This is a genomic window from Streptomyces sp. SP18CS02 (genome assembly GCF_036322365.1).
In the GTDB taxonomy this organism is placed as follows: Bacteria; Actinomycetota; Actinomycetes; order Streptomycetales; family Streptomycetaceae; genus Streptomyces.
On record NZ_JAQYXC010000280.1, the window covers coordinates 30618 to 46851 of the forward strand.

Consider the following 16234-nt stretch of genomic DNA (forward strand, 5'->3'; position numbering starts at 1 on the left):
GAGGGTGAGGCTACAGGGGCCATACGGAGCAAGCGCACCCGGTCCTGGCGCCTCGCTACTGCGGCTGGGCCTCGCTCTGGGCGGCCCAGCGCGCCTTCGCCTCGTCGATCTTCCGGCCGAAGTGGACCGACGCCCACCACAGCCCCGCGAAGACCGCGCCGAGGAAGAACATGATCGGCACGACGAAACCGCTGGCGATCAGGGCGATCTGGAGCCCCCAGCCGAGCTGTATCCCCCCGGGGCGGGTGATCACACCGCACAGCAGGACCGACAGCAGCATCGCGATGCCGCACACCGTCCAGACGGTGCCCATCGTCAGGCTGTCGTCCTTCATGGCGACCAGCCCGGCGAATCCGATGACGAAGAACTCGCCGATCAGCGTGGACGCACAGAGCGTACGCATCGAGAGGTCAGCCCCTTCCCAGCAGCAGCCGGGCTTCGCCGACCGTGATCACCGAACCGGTCACGAGGACGCCCGCTCCCGCGTACTCCCCCTCTTCCTCGGCCAGGGTGATCGCCGCTTCCAGCGCGTCGTCCAGACGCGGCTCGACCACCACCCGCTCGTCGCCGAAGACCTCCACGGCGACCGCGGCGAGCGCGTCGGCGTCCATCGCGCGATGGCTGGAGTTCTGCGTGACGACGACCTCGGTGAAGATGGGCTCGAAGGCCTCCAGCAGGCCCCGGATGTCCTTGTCCCCGCTCGCGCCGACCACGCCGATCAGCCGCGAGAAGCCGAACGCCTCGGTGACGCCGTCGGCCGTCGCCCGGGCACCCGCCGGGTTGTGCGCGGCGTCCAGCACGACGGTCGGACTGCGCCGCACGACCTCAAGCCGGCCCGGCGAGGCGACGGACGCGAACGCCTTGCGGACCGTGTCCATGTCGAGCGTGCGGGTCGCCTGCTGGGCACCGATGCCGAAGAACGCCTCCACCGCCGCGAGCGCCACCGCGGCGTTGTGCGCCTGGTGCGCGCCGTACAGCGGCAGGAAGACCTGCTCGTACTCGCCGCCCAGCCCCCGCAGCGTCAGCAGCTGCCCGCCGACCGCCACCTCACGGGCGACGACACCGAACTCCATGCCCTCGCGGGCCACCGTGGCGTCCACCTCGACGGCCTTCTTCAGCAGCACCTGGGCCGCGTCGACCGGCTGCTGGGCCAGGATGACGGTCGCGCCCTCCTTGACGATCCCCGACTTCTCGGTGGCGATCTCACCGGGCGTGGAACCCAGGCGGTCGGTGTGGTCCAGGTCGATCGGCGTCACCACGGCGACCGACGCGTCGATCACGTTCGTCGCGTCCCAGCTGCCGCCCATGCCGACCTCGACGACCGCCACGTCCACCGGCGTGTCGGCGAACGCCGCGTACGCCATACCGGTGAGGACCTCGAAGAAGGAGAGCCGGTAGTCCTGGGCCGCGTCGACCATCTCGACGTACGGCTTGATGTCGTTGTACGTCTCGATGAACCGCTCGGCGTCGATCGGCGCGCCGTCCAGGCTGATCCGCTCGGTGATCGACTGCACGTGCGGCGAGGTGTAGCGGCCGGTGCGCAGCTCGAACGCCGAGAGCAGCGCCTCGATCATCCGGGCGGTGGACGTCTTGCCGTTCGTACCGGTGATGTGGATCGAGGGGTACGCGCGCTGGGGCTCGCCCAGCACGTCCATCAGGGCCGCGATCCGCGCCACCGAGGGCTCCAGCTTGGTCTCGCCCCAGCGGGTCGCGAGGTCCTGCTCCACCTCGCGCAGCGCCTTGTCCACCTCCGGGTCGGCGGGGCGCGCGGGCACGGGATCGCCCTGGGGCGGGCCGGCCTGGGCGCGCAGCGTGCGGCTGCCGGCCTCGATCACCGCCAGGTCGGGGTCTCGGTCGGTCTCGGCGTCGACGATGTCGTCGAACCTGTCGCTGGACGAGGGCTGCTCACTCACAGGACCAGTCTACGGAGCACCGCCGACACCGGCCGTCGAGGGACGGCCGGTGGACGCCCGAGGGGGCGGCGAGGCCCGGCACGGCGACGACGGAGGACCTTCCGCCCGTCCGGTTCGGGACTTTGGTCCCCTCGGCCGGCGGGATCGCCCGGCAGACTTGGCGATCATGGACATAGGTATCGACCTCGGCACCGCGAACACCCTCCTCTACGCCCGCGGCAAGGGCATCGTGCTCGACGAACCGTCCGTGGTCGCCGTCCGGGAGGGCTCGCGGACCGCGTCGGCGGTCGGCTCGGAGGCCAAGCAGACCATCGGCCGCACTCCCGGTTCGATCACCGCGATCCGCCCCTTGAGGGACGGGGTGATCAGTGACTACGAGGCGGCCGAGGAGATGATCCGGCACTTCGTGCGCAAGGCGGTGCCCGGCCGCCGGCCCCGTATCCGGATGGTCGTCTGCGTGCCGAGCGGGGTGACTCCGGTCGAGCGACGCGCCATCGTGCACGCGTCCCGGCGGGCGGGCGCGCGGGCCGTCCACCTGATCGAGGAGCCGATGGCGGCGGCGATCGGCGCCGGGCTGCCGGTGTCGGACCCGCGCGGCTCGATGGTCGTGGACATCGGCGGCGGTACGACCGAGGTGGCGGTGATCTCGCTCGGCGGGATCGTCACGGCCCGCTCGCTGCGGGTCGGCGGAGACCGGCTCGACGCGGCGATCACCGACCACGTGCGCAAGGAGCACGGGCTGCTGATCGGCGAGCGCACCGCCGAGGACGTCAAGTGCGCGATCGGCTCGGCCTGGCCGGTGCCGGGCGACGAGGACCTGGAGCGACGGACCTTCCGGGTGCGCGGGCGCGACAAGGTCGCCGGCCTGCCGACGACGGTCGAACTGACCGCCTTCGAGGTCCGCGGCGCGCTGGACGAGCCGGTCGAGGCGGTCATCTCCGCGGTCCGGGGGACGCTGGAGGAGTGCCCGCCCGAACTGTCGGGCGACGTGATGGAGCACGGGATCGTGCTGACCGGCGGCGGGGCGCTGCTGCCGGGGCTGGACCTGCGGATGGCGTCGGCGACGGGCATCCCGGTGTTCGTGGCCGCCGACCCGCTGGACTGCGTGGTGCTGGGCGCGGGCCGCTGTGTGGAGGACTTCGACACGCTCCACGAGCTCCTCGCCCCGGCGACGGCCCGCCGCACCCGCTGAGGGCCCGCGCGGTCCCCGCCGGACGGGGACACCGCGCCCGCCCCCACGGGCCTCCCGGCCGGGCAGTCCCCGGCCGGGCGCTTCCGCCGCTTCCGCCGACCGCGTCCGGCCGGACGCGACGGGGCGCGGGAGCGGCGCGGGGCCGCGGGGCGCGCGCCCCGTCGTTCCCTGCCGTCCCCGCGCCCCTCACCTCATGTCGTCCGGCCCCGGGCCGGACGGCGCCGGCGGCTCACGCCTGCGGAAGGTTCTCCAGCTGGCCCTGGATACGGGCGATGTCCTGCTCCGCCTTGGACAGACGCCCACGGATCTTGTCGACCACCTGGTCCGGCGCCTTGGCGAGGAACGCCTCGTTGCCCAGCTTGCCCTCGGCCTGGGCCTTCTCCTTCTCGGCGGCGGCCAGGTCCTTGGCCAGGCGCTTGCGCTCCGCGGCGACGTCGATCGTGCCCGACAGGTCGAGCGCGACCGTGGCGCCCGCCACCGGCAGCGTCGCCGTCGCCGTGAAGGCGTCGCCCTCCGGCTGGAGGCGCAGGAGCTGGCGGATGGCCGCCTCGTGGGGGGCGAGCGCGGTGCCGTCCAGGGCCAGGCGGGCCGGGACCTTCTGGCCGGGCTGCAGGCCCTGGTCGGCGCGGAAGCGGCGGACCTCGGTGATGACCTGCTGAAGGGTCTCGATCTCCTGCTCGGCGGCCGCGTCGCGGAAGCCGCTGTCGCCCGGCCAGTCGGCGATCACGAGCGACTCGCGGCCGGTCAGCGCCGTCCAGAGCGTCTCCGTGACGAACGGGACGATCGGGTGGAGCAGGCGCAGGGTGACGTCGAGGACCTCGCCGAGGACGCGGGCCGAGACCTTCGCGCCGTCGCCGCCCGCCATGAACGTCGTCTTGGACAGTTCGACGTACCAGTCGAAGACCTCGTCCCACGCGAAGTGGAAGAGGGCGTCGGAGAGCTTGGCGAACTGGAAGTCGTCGTAGAGCGCGTCGACTTCGGCGACCGTCGCGTTGAGGCGGGACAGGATCCAGCGGTCGGTGGCCGACTGCTGCCCGACCGGCGGCAGGTCGCCCTCGATCGTCGCGCCGTTCATCATCGCGAAGCGCGTGGCGTTCCAGATCTTGTTGGCGAAGTTGCGCGAGCCCTGGACCCAGTCCTCGCCGATCGGCACGTCCGTGCCGGGATTGGCACCGCGGGCGAGGGTGAAGCGCAGGGCGTCCGAGCCGTACTTGTCCATCCAGTCGATCGGGTTGACCGCGTTGCCGAAGGACTTCGACATCTTCTTGCCGAACTGGTCGCGGACCATGCCGTGCAGCACGATCGTGTGGAACGGCGGGGTGCCGTCCATCGCGTACAGGCCGAACATCATCATCCGGGCGACCCAGAAGAAGAGGATGTCGTAGCCGGTGACCAGGACGGAGTTCGGGTAGAACTTCGCGAGGCTCTCGGTCTCCTCGGGCCAGCCGAGCGTGGAGAACGGCCACAGGCCGGAGGAGAACCACGTGTCGAGGACGTCGTTGTCCTGCGTCCAGCCCTCGCCCGTCGGGGCCTCGTCGTCGGGTCCGACACAGACGACCTCGCCGTTCGGCCCGTACCAGACGGGGATGCGGTGGCCCCACCACAGCTGGCGCGAGATGCACCAGTCGTGGAGGTTGTCGACCCAGTCGAAGTAGCGCTTCTCCATCTCCTGCGGGTGGATCTTGACCTTGCCGTCGCGGACCGCGTCACCCGCGGCCTTGGCGAGCGGGCCGACCTTGACCCACCACTGCATCGACAGACGCGGCTCGATGGTGGTCTTGCAGCGCGAGCAGTGGCCGACCGAGTGCGTGTACGGGCGCTTCTCGGCGACGATGCGGCCCTCGGCGCGCAGCGCGCCGACGATGGCGGAGCGGGCCTCCAGGCGGTCCAGGCCCTGGAAGGGGCCGTGCGCGGTGATGATCGCGTGTTCGTCCATGACCGCGATGTTCGGCAGGCTGTGGCGCTGGCCGATCTCGAAGTCGTTCGGGTCGTGCGCCGGGGTCACCTTGACGGCCCCGGTGCCGAACTCGGGGTCGACGTGCTCGTCCGCGACGACGGGGATCGTGCGGTCGGTCAGCGGCAGCTTGATCTGCTTGCCGACGAGGTGCTTGTACCGCTCGTCGTCGGGGTGGACCGCGACGGCGGTGTCGCCGAGCATCGTCTCGGCGCGAGTGGTGGCGACGACGAGCGTCTCGTCCCCCTCGCCGTACTTGATCGACACCAGCTCGCCGTCGTCGTCCTGGTACTCGACCTCGATGTCCGAGATCGCCGTGAGACAGCGCGGGCACCAGTTGATGATGCGCTCGGCGCGGTAGATCAGCTCGTCGTCGTACAGCTTCTTGAAGATGGTCTGGACGGCCTGCGAGAGGCCCTCGTCCATGGTGAAGCGCTCGCGCTCCCAGTCGACGCCGTCGCCGAGGCGGCGCATCTGGCCGGAGATCTGGCCGCCGGACTCGCCCTTCCACTTCCAGACGCGCTCGATGAACTCCTCGCGCCCCAGGTCGTGGCGGGACTTGCCCTCCTTGGCGAGCTCGCGCTCGACCACGTTCTGCGTGGCGATGCCCGCGTGGTCCATGCCGGGCTGCCACAGGGTCTCGTGGCCCTGCATGCGCTTGCGGCGGGTGAGGGCGTCGATCAGCGTGTGCTCGAAGGCGTGGCCCAGGTGCAGTGCGCCGGTGACGTTCGGCGGCGGGATGACGACGGTGTACGGCGGCTTGTCGCTCTTCGCGTCAGCGGTGAAGTAACCGCGCTCTACCCAGCGCTCGTACAGCTTCCCCTCTACCTCGGCCGGCGCGTACTGGGTCGGCAGTTCGGGGACGGATGCTGGCTGCTGCTGAGTGTTCTCGGTCACGGGCCCCAGTTTAGGGGTGTCACAGGCCCGTACTGAAACGGGAATGTTCGGTAACGGTGTGCACCCCGCCGCCCCGTGAAGTGACCGGCTCGGACAGGATGTGAGGAACGCATAAGCATTCGGAGGGGAACTCCTTAATGAGCTACAACCAGCCGGGCCCGTACGGCGGACAGCCCCAGCAGCCGGGACCGTACGGCCAGCCGGGACCCTACGGCCAGCAGCCGCAGGCACCCCAGCCCGGTTACGGCTACCCCCAGCAGGCTCCTCAGGGCGTCCCGCCGCAGCCGCCGCAGGGGTACGGCTACCCGCAGCAGCAGCCGGGACCGTACGGCCAGCCCCCGCAGGCTCCCTACGGCGCGGGCCCGGGCGCCTACCCGCCGCCGCCCCCGCCGGCCCCGAAGAAGAAGACCGGCCTGATCATCGGCGCGGTGGTCGTGGCACTGGCGGTCATCGGCGGCGGCGCGTACTTCCTGCTCGGCTCCGGCGGCAGCGGCAGCGGCAACAGCGCGGTGGCGGCCGACACCAAGGGGTACAAGATCACGCCGGCGGCGTCGATCGGCGAGTACAAGAAGGACGGCCCCGACGTGCCGCTCCCGATGAACGACAAGCAGAAGGCGAACGCCACCGCCATGGGGATCAAGAACCCCACCATGGTCATGGCGAACTACAAGTCCGGGGGCGAGTCCGACCCCATGACGGGCAAGAGCATGAGCCTCAACGGCACATGGGGCGAGATCGCCGACCCGGAGAAGGCCGTCGACCTGGGCTTCGCCAACTACACCAAGAAGGAGAACCAGTCGCCGGCCGGCGCCGACGGCCTCAAGATCGAGCCCGTCGGCAGCCCCGAGGAGAAGAAGCCCGCCGGCTTCGAGGGCGCGCTCATCAAGTGCCAGAACCTCAAGTTCCTGAACGCGGAGGGTGACGGCAGCGTCAAGAACGGGCCGAAGGAGTTCCAGGTCCCCACCTGCATCTGGGCCGACTACAGCACCTTCGGCGTGGTCAACGCCATTGACGTGACGGGCGCGATGACGGGCAAGCAGATGAATCTCGACCAGGTGGCCGAGCTGACCGCCCAGCACTACAAGGCTTCGCGCTCCAAGGTCTGATCAGCGGGGCCCGCACACGACAGGGGCGCCCGGCCGGTTGCTGGAACCGGCCGGGCGCCCCTGTGTCGTACCGCCTACGCGCTCTTCTCGTGGCGGCCCTCGTTCTTCACGACCCTGGGCACCAGCGTCGGGTTCACGTTGTTGTGGACGACGTCCGCGGTGATGACGACACGGGCCACGTCCTTGCGGGACGGAACCTCGTACATCACCGACATCAGGACCTCCTCCATGATGGCGCGCAGACCGCGCGCCCCCGTGCCGCGCAGGATCGCCTGGTCGGCGATGGCCTCCAGGGCGGGAAGGTCGAAGTCCAGCTCCACGCCGTCGAGTTCGAAGAGGCGCTGGTACTGCTTCACCAGCGCGTTGCGCGGCTCGACGAGGATCTTGAGCAGGGCCTCGCGGTCCAGGTTGTGCACGGAGGTGATGACCGGGAGGCGGCCGATGAACTCGGGGATCATCCCGAACTTCACCAGGTCCTCGGGCATGACCTCCTGGAACTGGTCGCTCGCCTCGATCTCGCGCTTGGAGCGGATCGTGGCGCCGAAGCCGATGCCCTTGGCACCCGCGCGCGACTCGATGATCTTCTCCAGGCCCGCGAAGGCGCCGCCCACGATGAACAGCACGTTCGTCGTGTCGATCTGGATGAACTCCTGGTGCGGGTGCTTGCGGCCGCCCTGCGGGGGCACGGACGCGGTGGTGCCTTCCAGGATCTTCAGCAGGGCCTGCTGGACGCCTTCGCCGGAGACGTCCCGGGTGATCGACGGGTTTTCGCTCTTACGGGCGACCTTGTCGATCTCATCGATGTAGATGATGCCCGTCTCGGCCTTCTTGACGTCGTAGTCGGCGGCCTGGATGAGCTTGAGGAGGATGTTCTCGACGTCCTCGCCGACGTAGCCCGCCTCCGTCAGCGCCGTCGCGTCGGCGATGGCGAACGGCACATTGAGCATGCGTGCCAGCGTCTGGGCCAGGAGGGTCTTGCCGGAGCCCGTGGGGCCCAGCAACAGAATGTTGGACTTGGCGAGTTCGATCGCGTCGTCCCGGCCCTGCCCGCCGCCGTTCTCGCCGGCCTGGACGCGCTTGTAGTGGTTGTACACCGCGACGGAGAGCGCCTTCTTGGCGGGCTCCTGACCGACGACGTACCCCTCGAGGAACTCGTAGATCTCGCGCGGCTTGGGCAGTTCCTCCCACCGCACTTCGGAGGTCTCGGCGAGCTCCTCCTCGATGATCTCGTTGCAGAGATCGATGCACTCGTCGCAGATGTACACACCGGGGCCTGCGATGAGCTTCTTCACCTGCTTCTGGCTCTTTCCGCAGAACGAGCACTTGAGCAGGTCGCCGCCATCACCGATGCGTGCCACGAGGTGCTTCCCCTTCGCCTGGGAGCGGCTTGGTTCAGCCGACTCCTGGTGCCTCATATCCGACGGTACCTTGCCGGGCCCCCCGTTCGGGCCCCCCTTGGCACGGTTCACATGGACGTGGGTCCGATGGACGCGGTCCGTGCCAAGGGAAGGTCGGGCGTCAGGCAGCCGCCGCGGCGGTGCTCTTACGGGTCGAGACGATCTGGTCCACCAGTCCATACGCCAGGGCGTCCTCGGCGGTCAGGATCTTGTCGCGCTCGATGTCGTCACGGATCTTCTCGATCGGCGTGGACGAGTGCTTGGCCAGCATCTCCTCCAGCTGCGTACGCATACGCAGGATCTCGTTGGCCGCGATCTCCAGGTCGGAGAGCTGCTCACGGCCGGTGCCGCCGGACGGCTGGTGGATCAGGACGCGCGCGTTGGGCAGGGCCATCCGCTTGCCGGGCGTACCGGCGGCGAGCAGCACGGCCGCGGCGGAGGCCGCCTGGCCCATGCAGACCGTCTGGATGTCCGGCTTCACGAACTGCATCGTGTCGTAGATGGCCGTCAGCGCGGTGAAGGACCCACCGGGGCTGTTGATGTAGATGGAGATGTCGCGGTCCGGGTCCATCGACTCCAGGCACAGCAGCTGGGCCATGACGTCGTTGGCGGAGGCGTCGTCGATCTGCACGCCGAGGAAGATCACGCGCTCCTCGAAGAGCTTCGCGTACGGGTCGTACTCGCGCACGCCCTGCGAGGTGCGCTCGACGAAGCGCGGAACGACGTAGCGGTTGTCCACCTGCGGGCCGGTGTAGAGGCCGCTCGCGGAGAAGTTGCTCATATGGGTGTTCACCATCCTGGTGGCGTTCAGCGGGCTGGGGGTGGGGACGGTTCGGCTCAGGCGCCGGTGCCGCCACCGCCCGGAACGCCCGAAGCGGCAGAGATGATCTCGTCGATGAGGCCGTACTCCTTGGCCTCCTCCGCGGTGAACCAGCGGTCGCGGTCGCCGTCACGGATGATCGTTTCGACGGTCTGACCGGAGTGGCGCGCGGTGATCTCGGCCATGCGCTTCTTCGTACGGAGAAGGTACTCGGCCTGGATCTTGATGTCCGAGGCGGTACCGCCGATGCCGGCGGAGCCCTGGTGCATCAGGATGTCGGTGTTCGGCAGCGCGAAGCGCTTGCCGACGCTGCCGCCGGTCAGCAGGAACTGGCCCATCGAGGCCGCCATGCCCATACCGATGGTGACGACGTCGTTGGGGATGTACTGCATGGTGTCGTAGATGGCCATGCCGGCCGTCACCGAGCCACCGGGGCTGTTGATGTACAGGAAGATGTCCTTGTCCGGGTCGGCGGCAAGGAGCAGCATCTGCGCGGTGATCTTGTTCGCGATCTCGTCGTCGACCTGCTGGCCGAGGAAGACGATGCGCTCGCCGAGCAGCCGGTTGTAGACATGGTCGCCGAGGCCACCACCGATGGACGGCTCACCCGCGGCGTAAGGCATCAGATTCGTCACGTATCCACCTGCTCGTCTCTGACGGCTCCGGCCGTCTCAGCGTCTCTCGTACTGGGGGCGGGGACTCCCCTGCCCTCGTATTCATGGACCCTAACGCGCTGGTAGGCGGGCGCCATCCCGCTTCCCGAACTGTTCGCTGGGAGCGCAAGGTAGTTGGGGCGGCCATGAGGCCACGAGTACGACGGCGGGCCCCGGGCGCGTCAAGCGTCCGGAGCCCGCCCTGGGGTCGTGCGAGGCCTCAGGCCTCGGACTTGCCCTCGGCCTGCTCGTCGGCCGCCGGGGCGTCCTCGGAGGCCGCCTCGACCGTCTCCGCGGTCTCGTCGGACTCGTCGTCCAGCTCGACCGGCTCACCGTTGGTGTCGACGACCTTGGCGGCCTCGACGACGACCGCGAGGGCCTTGCCGCGGGCGACCTCGCCGACGAGCATCGGCACCTGGCCGCCCTCGACGACGGCCTGGGCGAACTGGTCGGGGCTCATGCCGGAGGAGGCGGCACGCCGCATGAGGTGCTCGGTGAGCTCCTCCTGGTTGACGTTCAGCTTCTCCTTGTTGACGAGCTCATCGAGGATGAACTGCGTCTTGATGCCCTTCTCGGCCTGCTCCTTGGTCTCGGCGTCGAACTCTTCCTCGGTCTTGCCCTGGATCTCCAGGTACTTGGCGAGGTCGAGGCCCATCTGGCCGAGCTGGTGGTGCTCCAGGTTGTGCTTGCGGGTGTTGATCTCGTCCGCGAGGAGCTTCTCGGGGATCGGGACCTCCGCCAGCTTCAGCAGCTCGTCGAGGACGCGCTCCTGGGCCTGGGTGGCCTGGTCGTACTGCTTCATGTTCTCGAGGCGCTTGCGGCTGTCGGCCTTCAGCTCGTCGAGGGTGTCGAACTCGGACGCCATCTGGGCGAAGTCGTCGTCGAGCTCGGGGAGCTCACGGGCGGCGACGGCGGTGACCTTGACGGTGACCTCGGCGTCCTTGCCCTCGGCGGAGCCGCCCTTCAGCTGCGAGGTGAAGGTGGCCTCCCCGCCGGCCTCCAGGCCGGTGACGGCCTCGTCGATGCCTTCGAGGAGCTCGCCGGAGCCGATGGTGTACGAGACGCCGTCGGCGACACCGTCGGGCAGGACCTCGCCGTCGACCTTGGCCTGCAGGTCGATCGTGACGACGTCGCCCTCGGCGGCGGGACGCTCGACCGGGTTGGTGGAGGCGAACCGCTCGCGCAGCTGCTCCACCGACTTCTCGACGTCCTCGTCGGTGACCTCGACGGCGTCGACGGTGACCTCGATGCCCGAGTAGTCCGGGATCTCGATGGCCGGGCGGATGTCGACCTCGGCGGTGAAGGCCAGCGTCTCGCCGTCCTTCAGCTCCGTGATGTCCACCTCCGGCTGACCCAGCGGGTTCAGCTCGGCCTCGTTGACCGCCTCGGTGTAGAACTTCGGGAGGGCGTCGTTGACGGCCTCCTCCAGCACAGCACCACGGCCGAACCGCTGGTCGATCACACGAGCCGGGATCTTGCCCTTGCGGAAGCCCTTGACCGTGACCTGCTGGTTGATCTTCTTGTACGCCGCGTCGAGGCTGTCCTTGAGCTCCTCGAAGGGCACCTCGACAGTGAGCCGAACCCGAGTCGGGTTCAGGGTCTCCACGGCGCTCTTCACGGTTCGGTCTCCTTGTGGCTGATTCATGGATTTCGCCGGTCCCGTGTGTGACGGTTCCAGCGGATCGGCCCGGTCAGAGAGACACACGGGCACGCAGCTTGCATAGTAACCGCAAGCGGGATGAGGCCCACAATGTGATCTTGGTTGCGGGTGGGCGGCGCGGCGCCGAAACGGCGTGGTCGGGGTGGCGGGATTTGAACCCACGGCCTTCCGCTCCCAAAGCGGACGCGCTACCAAGCTGCGCCACACCCCGTCGGTGCGACACGTAGGGTACATGCCCGCGGCCACTGCGTCGGCACGTTCACGGGTGTGCGACCACACCCCGGGACCCGCTACGATGCTCCACGTACGGCGGTCCTCGTGATCCTCCGTGCGTCACGTGCGGGCGTAGCTCAATGGTAGAGCCCTAGTCTTCCAAACTAGCTACGCGGGTTCGATTCCCGTCGCCCGCTCCATCCGGCCTCGGCCCGGGCGGGAGGTCTCCTCCCCCCGGGCCGTTGCCGTCCCCGGGCGTCGCCTCAGGCCGCCGCGCCGGCCTTGATGTGCTCGATGACCTCGTGGAACTCCGCCGTGGGCGAGAAGTCCAGGTACTCGCAGTCCTCCAGGGCCTCCGGGGCGTGGCCGGGCGACCAGTAGAACGCCTGCCCCGCCTCGTAGACGTCCTCCCCGTCCGCGGTGCGCATCCTCAGCCGCCCCTTGAACAGATACCCCCAATGGGGGCACTGGCAGAGATCGCCGGGCAGCCCCTTGAGGGCCGGGCCCATGTCCGTACCGCTCGGCAGGCGCACGAAGGCCGCGGTCATACGACCGCCGACGTCCGCCGTCCGCAGCTCCACGCCGCCGCCCTGGATCGCGACGGGGGCCTCGTTCCGTGTCGTTGCCGCCATGACTCCTCCTCGGCGGGTCCACCGCGCAGCCCCCGTCTCCCTGCCTCCCAGTCTCGCCCCGGGGTGGCGGGCGTGCGAGCGCGGGCGGCCCCGGAAAGGAGCGCGCGGAGGATCCACGGCCCTTCGGACGGACGCCGGGACTCTCCGGACGCCTCCTAGAAGGTGATGCGGTTGATCGTGTCCGCTATCGAGTTGAGGAAGCGGTTGATCGACGGGGCCATGCCCGAGGAGGCGAGGAAGAACCCGAAGAGTATGGCGACGACGGCGGGTCCGCCCTTGAGGGATCCGCCCCGGATCAACACCACGAGGATGATCGCCAACAGCAGCACCACAGACAGTGAAATGGCCACACTGATCACACCCTCGGTCGGTCCGCCTTGCCGGCCCGGGGGCATACGGCCGATGCGCCCCCGCCGGCTCCATCGTGCCACCAACCTTCCCGCTCACGCCGCCTCGTGACACATCGTCGGTGAAGGGATCGCGTCTTTTGTGCGCCGCTTGTGCGCGGGGGCGCGGCACCCCGAGGGCGCGCACGGGCCGGGCGCACGCCGGAGCGGCGAGGGCCGGACGCCATGAACGCCGACAGGAATTCAGGTGATCATTTCAGTGCACACACATACTGGTCACAGGAAATCCGCAGCGTGACCGAGCAGTAATTCATTACTGATGATGGCGCAACGAAATGCCCCCTTTAAGGGGTATTAATTAGGGCATTGGGGACGTTCTACGGCCGTGCCGGATTCAATGGGGAACCGCTCCGGGGCGTTTTACGGAATCCTCGAAGCCCGGCTAGGGTGCCTGGGATGTTCCACGCCCCGCAGGTAAATCAGAGGGCCCCGCTCCCCCCGGTCCGGGAGGCGGAGCCCGCCGTCACCAGCACGCAGACCAGGGCCGTGGAGAGACCCGCGGGGCGGGACGCGTACTTCGACAACGCGAAGTACCTGGCGATCGTGCTCGTGGCCGTGGCGCACGCGTGGGAGCCCGTCATGGAGGGCAGCCGCGCCACGCGGGCGCTCTACATGCTCGTCTACACCTTCCACATGCCGGCCTTCATCGTGGTGTCCGGCTACTTCTCCCGCGGCTTCACCGGGCGGCCCGACCAGCTGAAGCGGCTGGTGACGGGACTGGTCGTGCCGTACGTCGTCTTCGAGGTGGCGTACACGCTCTACAAACGCTGGGCCGACAACGACCCCGCCCACCCCTTCAGCCTCACGGACCCCTTCTATCTGACCTGGTTCCTGATCGCGCTGTTCATCTGGCGCCTGTCCACTCCCCTGTGGCGCACGCTGCGCCACCCGCTGCCGGTGGCCCTGGCGATCGCCGCCCTGGGCTCGCTCACCCCGGGCATCGGCGCCGACCTCGACCTCCAGCGGGTGCTCCAGTTCCTCCCCTTCTTCGTCCTGGGGCTGTCGCTGAAGCCCGAGCACTTCCGGATGGTGCGGCGGCGCGAGGTACGGCTGCTCGCCCTGCCCCTGTTCGCCGGCGCCGCCGCCTTCACCTACTGGATGGCGCCGCGGCTGCGGATGAGCTGGTTCTACCGCTCCACCAGCGCCGAGGAGCTGGGCGCGCCCTGGTGGTCCGGGCCCGTCATGACGGTCGCGCTGTTCGGTTGCGGGCTGCTGCTGACGATCGCCTTCCTCGCCTGGGTGCCGGGCCGCAGGACCTGGTTCACCTCCCTGGGCGCGGGCACCATCTGCGGCTACCTGCTGCACGGGTTCCTGGTGAAGTCCCTCGACTACTGGGGCCTGGTGGAGGCGAACCACTGGCTCACCGAACCCGTCGGGCTGGTCGCCGTCACCCTGACGGCGGCGGCCGCGGTCACGCTGCTGTGCACGCCGCCCGTGCGACGGGTGCTGCGGTGCGTGACCGAGCCGAGGATGACGTGGGCGTTCCGTCGGGACGCCGGCGAACGGGAGGCCGTCAGCCGGCGGTGAGGCCGAGCAGGGCCCGCACCCTCGCGTACTTGGCGCTCAACCGGGCCCGGGTCGCCTCGTCCAGAACGGCGAGGCGGTCCGGGTCCGCGTTGTGTGCGAGGTCCGCCTCCTTGACCAGACGGGCGCCCGGCACGGCGAGGACGCGCTCCGCGTAGGCCGCCAGGTCCTCGCCCGGACGCTTGGTGAGCGCCAGGACCATGTCCTTGACGGACTGCGGCAGCTCGGCCGCCGCGAGCCACTCGGCCGGCAGCGCGTCGTCCTCGACCGCGTCGTGCAGCCAGGCCGCCGCGATCTGCTCGTCGCTGCCGCCCCGGGCCCGTACCCCCTCGGCGACCGCCCGGAGGTGTTCGGCGTACGGACGCCCCGCCTTGTCGGTCTGCCCCTCGTGGGCCCGACGGGCGAGCGATTCGACCTGGGCGAGCGTCAGCTGCGGCATGCGGTGACCGTACCCCGGGAGCGCGGCCGGGACGGCGGTGGGCATCCCTCCGGCGGGGGAGGTCTCGGCCCGCCGGCGGCCGGCCGGTCGCGATAGCCGGCCCGCGTCCTGCCGGGCGGACGGCCGACGGAACCCGGGCCGGTGCTCCGGAAGGTCCGGGCGCGGGACGGTCTCGGGGCGCCTCAGGCGTCCCGGGAGATCAGCAGCAGCGCCCGGTCGTCGTTCACGTCCTTGGCGCACGCCTCGATCAGATGCCAGGCGGCGCCCTCGAAGCCGGACGTCACATAGCGGTCCGCCTCGCCCGTCAGCCGGTCGATGCCCTCGGCGATGTCCCGGTCCGCCGCCTCCACCAGACCGTCGGTGAAGAGCATCAGCACGTCACCGGGGCGCAGCGAGCCCTTGACCGGGTGGAACTCGGCACCGTCGTACACGCCGAGCAGCGGGCCCTCGCCCGCCTTCTCCTCCCAGCGGCCGCTGCCCGCGTGCAGCTGGAGCGCCGGGAGATGCCCGGCCGACAGCAGCTCGTAGTCGCCGGTGTCCAGGTCGAGCACCAGGTGGATGGAGGTCGCGAAGCCCTCGTCCCAGTCCTGGCGCAGCAGATAGCCGTTGGCCGCCGTGAGGAAGTCGTGCGGAGGCAGCGAGCCGAGCAGACCGCCGAAGGCGCCGGACAGCAGCAGGGCCCGCGATCCGGCGTCCATCCCCTTGCCGGAGACGTCGGTGAGGACGACCTCCAGGGTGCGGCCGCTGGGGCCGCCGTTCGCGGTCCGGCCGCCGCCGGTGCGGGCCGCGACCACGAAGTCACCGGAGAAGGACTGGCCGCCGGCCGGCCGCAGCGCCATCTCGTGGTGCCAGCCCCTGGGCAGCGGGGGCAGGGCGCTCTGGACCCGGATGCGTTCGCGCAGGTCGAAGAGCATGGTCCCGCCGCGCCGCCAGGGCACGCCGACCCGGGCCCGGAACTGGGCGATGAGCAGCCCGAACAGCCCGCACGCGGCGACCACCAGGACCGTGCCCGGGGTGACGCGGGCGGCGCCCTCCGTGTACGGGCCCAGGGCGAACGACTCCACGATGAGGGCGCCCGCGGACGCCGCGTACAGACCGAGCAGGCTGGCCGGGCGCAGCAGCAGACCTCCCGCCACGATGGGCAGGACCAGGGCGGAGGGCGAACACCACACCGGCATGGCGATCGTGCAGAGGGTGATCGCCGGAACGGTCAGGAGCAGGCCCGCCAGGGCGATCCAGTCCGAGCCGTCGCCGCGGAAGTAGTCGACCCCTGATTTGCGCAGCGCGATACGGGCCCGGTGCACCGACTTCCGCATCCGGGCCGTGTACGCGTCCACTCGTGCGCTCCGGGCCATTGGCCTGGACCCTATCCATCCCGCCGGGTGGAGCGCAGGGGGACCCCTCCGACATTGCGTTCGAAATTGGGT

Annotated in this window: 14 protein-coding genes and 2 tRNA genes; 4 read left to right on the forward strand and 12 right to left on the reverse strand. The window is 70.0% G+C overall.

What is annotated here, in order from left to right:
• Positions 1-55 precede the first annotated feature (55 nt).
• Both PUR26_RS14340 and folC read right to left on the reverse strand, forming a co-directional pair.
• On the reverse strand, positions 56-403 hold the full coding sequence (locus PUR26_RS14340; RefSeq protein WP_329872714.1) for a DUF4233 domain-containing protein: 348 nt from the start codon (positions 401-403) through the stop codon (positions 56-58).
• 7 nt (positions 404-410) lie between these two features.
• Positions 411-1913 (reverse strand): bifunctional tetrahydrofolate synthase/dihydrofolate synthase, encoded by a 1503-nt coding sequence (folC, locus tag PUR26_RS14345; RefSeq protein ID WP_329872715.1) that lies wholly within the window; start codon positions 1911-1913, stop codon positions 411-413.
• A gap of 166 nt (positions 1914-2079) precedes the next feature.
• Between folC and PUR26_RS14350 the strand changes: the two genes are divergently transcribed.
• Positions 2080-3105 carry a rod shape-determining protein gene (locus PUR26_RS14350; protein ID WP_329872716.1) on the forward strand — a complete coding sequence of 342 codons (1026 nt, stop codon included), beginning with the start codon at positions 2080-2082 and terminating at the stop codon, positions 3103-3105.
• 229 nt (positions 3106-3334) lie between these two features.
• On the opposite strand, the gene PUR26_RS14355 is transcribed toward PUR26_RS14350, so the two are convergent.
• On the reverse strand, positions 3335-5956 hold the full coding sequence (locus tag PUR26_RS14355; RefSeq protein WP_329872717.1) for a valine--tRNA ligase: 2622 nt from the start codon (positions 5954-5956) through the stop codon (positions 3335-3337).
• A 137-nt stretch (positions 5957-6093) separates the two neighbouring features.
• Here PUR26_RS14355 and PUR26_RS14360 point away from each other — a divergent pair, with 137 nt between their 5' ends.
• Positions 6094-7062, forward strand: a complete 969-nt coding sequence (locus PUR26_RS14360; RefSeq protein WP_329872719.1) for a hypothetical protein — start codon at positions 6094-6096, stop codon at positions 7060-7062.
• Positions 7063-7136: 74 nt separating this feature from the next.
• Here PUR26_RS14360 and clpX read toward each other — a convergent pair whose 3' ends face one another.
• The 5 genes from clpX to PUR26_RS14385 all read right to left on the reverse strand — a co-directional run bounded on the left by clpX (position 7137) and on the right by PUR26_RS14385 (position 11803).
• On the reverse strand, positions 7137-8420 hold the full coding sequence (clpX, locus tag PUR26_RS14365) for an ATP-dependent Clp protease ATP-binding subunit ClpX (protein WP_329872720.1): 1284 nt from the start codon (positions 8418-8420) through the stop codon (positions 7137-7139).
• 160 nt (positions 8421-8580) lie between these two features.
• Complete coding sequence (locus PUR26_RS14370; RefSeq protein WP_329872722.1) at positions 8581-9255, reverse strand: ATP-dependent Clp protease proteolytic subunit; 675 nt, start codon at positions 9253-9255, stop codon at positions 8581-8583.
• A gap of 41 nt (positions 9256-9296) precedes the next feature.
• Positions 9297-9914, reverse strand: coding sequence for an ATP-dependent Clp protease proteolytic subunit (locus PUR26_RS14375; RefSeq protein WP_329872724.1), 618 nt, complete (start codon positions 9912-9914; stop codon positions 9297-9299).
• 238 nt (positions 9915-10152) lie between these two features.
• Positions 10153-11550, reverse strand: a complete 1398-nt coding sequence (tig, locus tag PUR26_RS14380) for a trigger factor (RefSeq protein WP_329872726.1) — start codon at positions 11548-11550, stop codon at positions 10153-10155.
• Positions 11551-11726: 176 nt separating this feature from the next.
• A tRNA-Pro gene (locus tag PUR26_RS14385) sits at positions 11727-11803 on the reverse strand.
• A gap of 128 nt (positions 11804-11931) precedes the next feature.
• Between PUR26_RS14385 and PUR26_RS14390 the strand changes: the two genes are divergently transcribed.
• Positions 11932-12005 (forward strand) — tRNA-Gly (locus tag PUR26_RS14390).
• 63 nt (positions 12006-12068) lie between these two features.
• Here the strand turns inward: PUR26_RS14390 and PUR26_RS14395 are convergent.
• Positions 12069-12437 (reverse strand): hypothetical protein, encoded by a 369-nt coding sequence (locus tag PUR26_RS14395; protein WP_329872727.1) that lies wholly within the window; start codon positions 12435-12437, stop codon positions 12069-12071.
• Between the two features lie 155 nt (positions 12438-12592).
• On the reverse strand, positions 12593-12787 hold the full coding sequence (locus tag PUR26_RS14400; protein ID WP_329872729.1) for a hypothetical protein: 195 nt from the start codon (positions 12785-12787) through the stop codon (positions 12593-12595).
• Between the two features lie 453 nt (positions 12788-13240).
• On the opposite strand from PUR26_RS14400, the gene PUR26_RS14405 reads away from it, so the two are divergent.
• Entirely contained in the window at positions 13241-14371 is a 1131-nt protein-coding gene (locus PUR26_RS14405; protein ID WP_329872730.1) for an acyltransferase family protein, read from the forward strand.
• On the opposite strand, the gene PUR26_RS14410 is transcribed toward PUR26_RS14405, so the two are convergent.
• Both PUR26_RS14410 and PUR26_RS14415 read right to left on the reverse strand, forming a co-directional pair.
• Complete coding sequence (locus tag PUR26_RS14410) at positions 14358-14807, reverse strand: HD domain-containing protein (protein ID WP_329872731.1); 450 nt, start codon at positions 14805-14807, stop codon at positions 14358-14360. The genes PUR26_RS14405 and PUR26_RS14410 overlap by 14 nt on opposite strands.
• A 182-nt stretch (positions 14808-14989) precedes the next feature.
• Positions 14990-16162, reverse strand: a complete 1173-nt coding sequence (locus PUR26_RS14415) for a PP2C family protein-serine/threonine phosphatase (RefSeq protein WP_329872732.1) — start codon at positions 16160-16162, stop codon at positions 14990-14992.
• Positions 16163-16234: the final 72 nt, after the last annotated feature.

Bases quoted from the DNA above. Each gene is read 5' to 3' on its own strand.
- PUR26_RS14340 (WP_329872714.1), bottom strand. From the start codon at position 403: ATGCGTACGCTCTGTGCGTCCACGCTGATCGGCGAGTTCTTCGTCATC.
- PUR26_RS14350 (WP_329872716.1), top strand. From the start codon at position 2,080: ATGGACATAGGTATCGACCTCGGCACCGCGAACACCCTCCTCTACGCC.
- PUR26_RS14360 (WP_329872719.1), top strand. From the start codon at position 6,094: ATGAGCTACAACCAGCCGGGCCCGTACGGCGGACAGCCCCAGCAGCCG.
- PUR26_RS14370 (WP_329872722.1), bottom strand. From the start codon at position 9,255: ATGGTGAACACCCATATGAGCAACTTCTCCGCGAGCGGCCTCTACACC.
- PUR26_RS14395 (WP_329872727.1), bottom strand. From the start codon at position 12,437: ATGGCGGCAACGACACGGAACGAGGCCCCCGTCGCGATCCAGGGCGGC.
- PUR26_RS14405 (WP_329872730.1), top strand. From the start codon at position 13,241: ATGTTCCACGCCCCGCAGGTAAATCAGAGGGCCCCGCTCCCCCCGGTC.
- PUR26_RS14410 (WP_329872731.1), bottom strand. From the start codon at position 14,807: ATGCCGCAGCTGACGCTCGCCCAGGTCGAATCGCTCGCCCGTCGGGCC.
- PUR26_RS14415 (WP_329872732.1), bottom strand. From the start codon at position 16,162: ATGGCCCGGAGCGCACGAGTGGACGCGTACACGGCCCGGATGCGGAAG.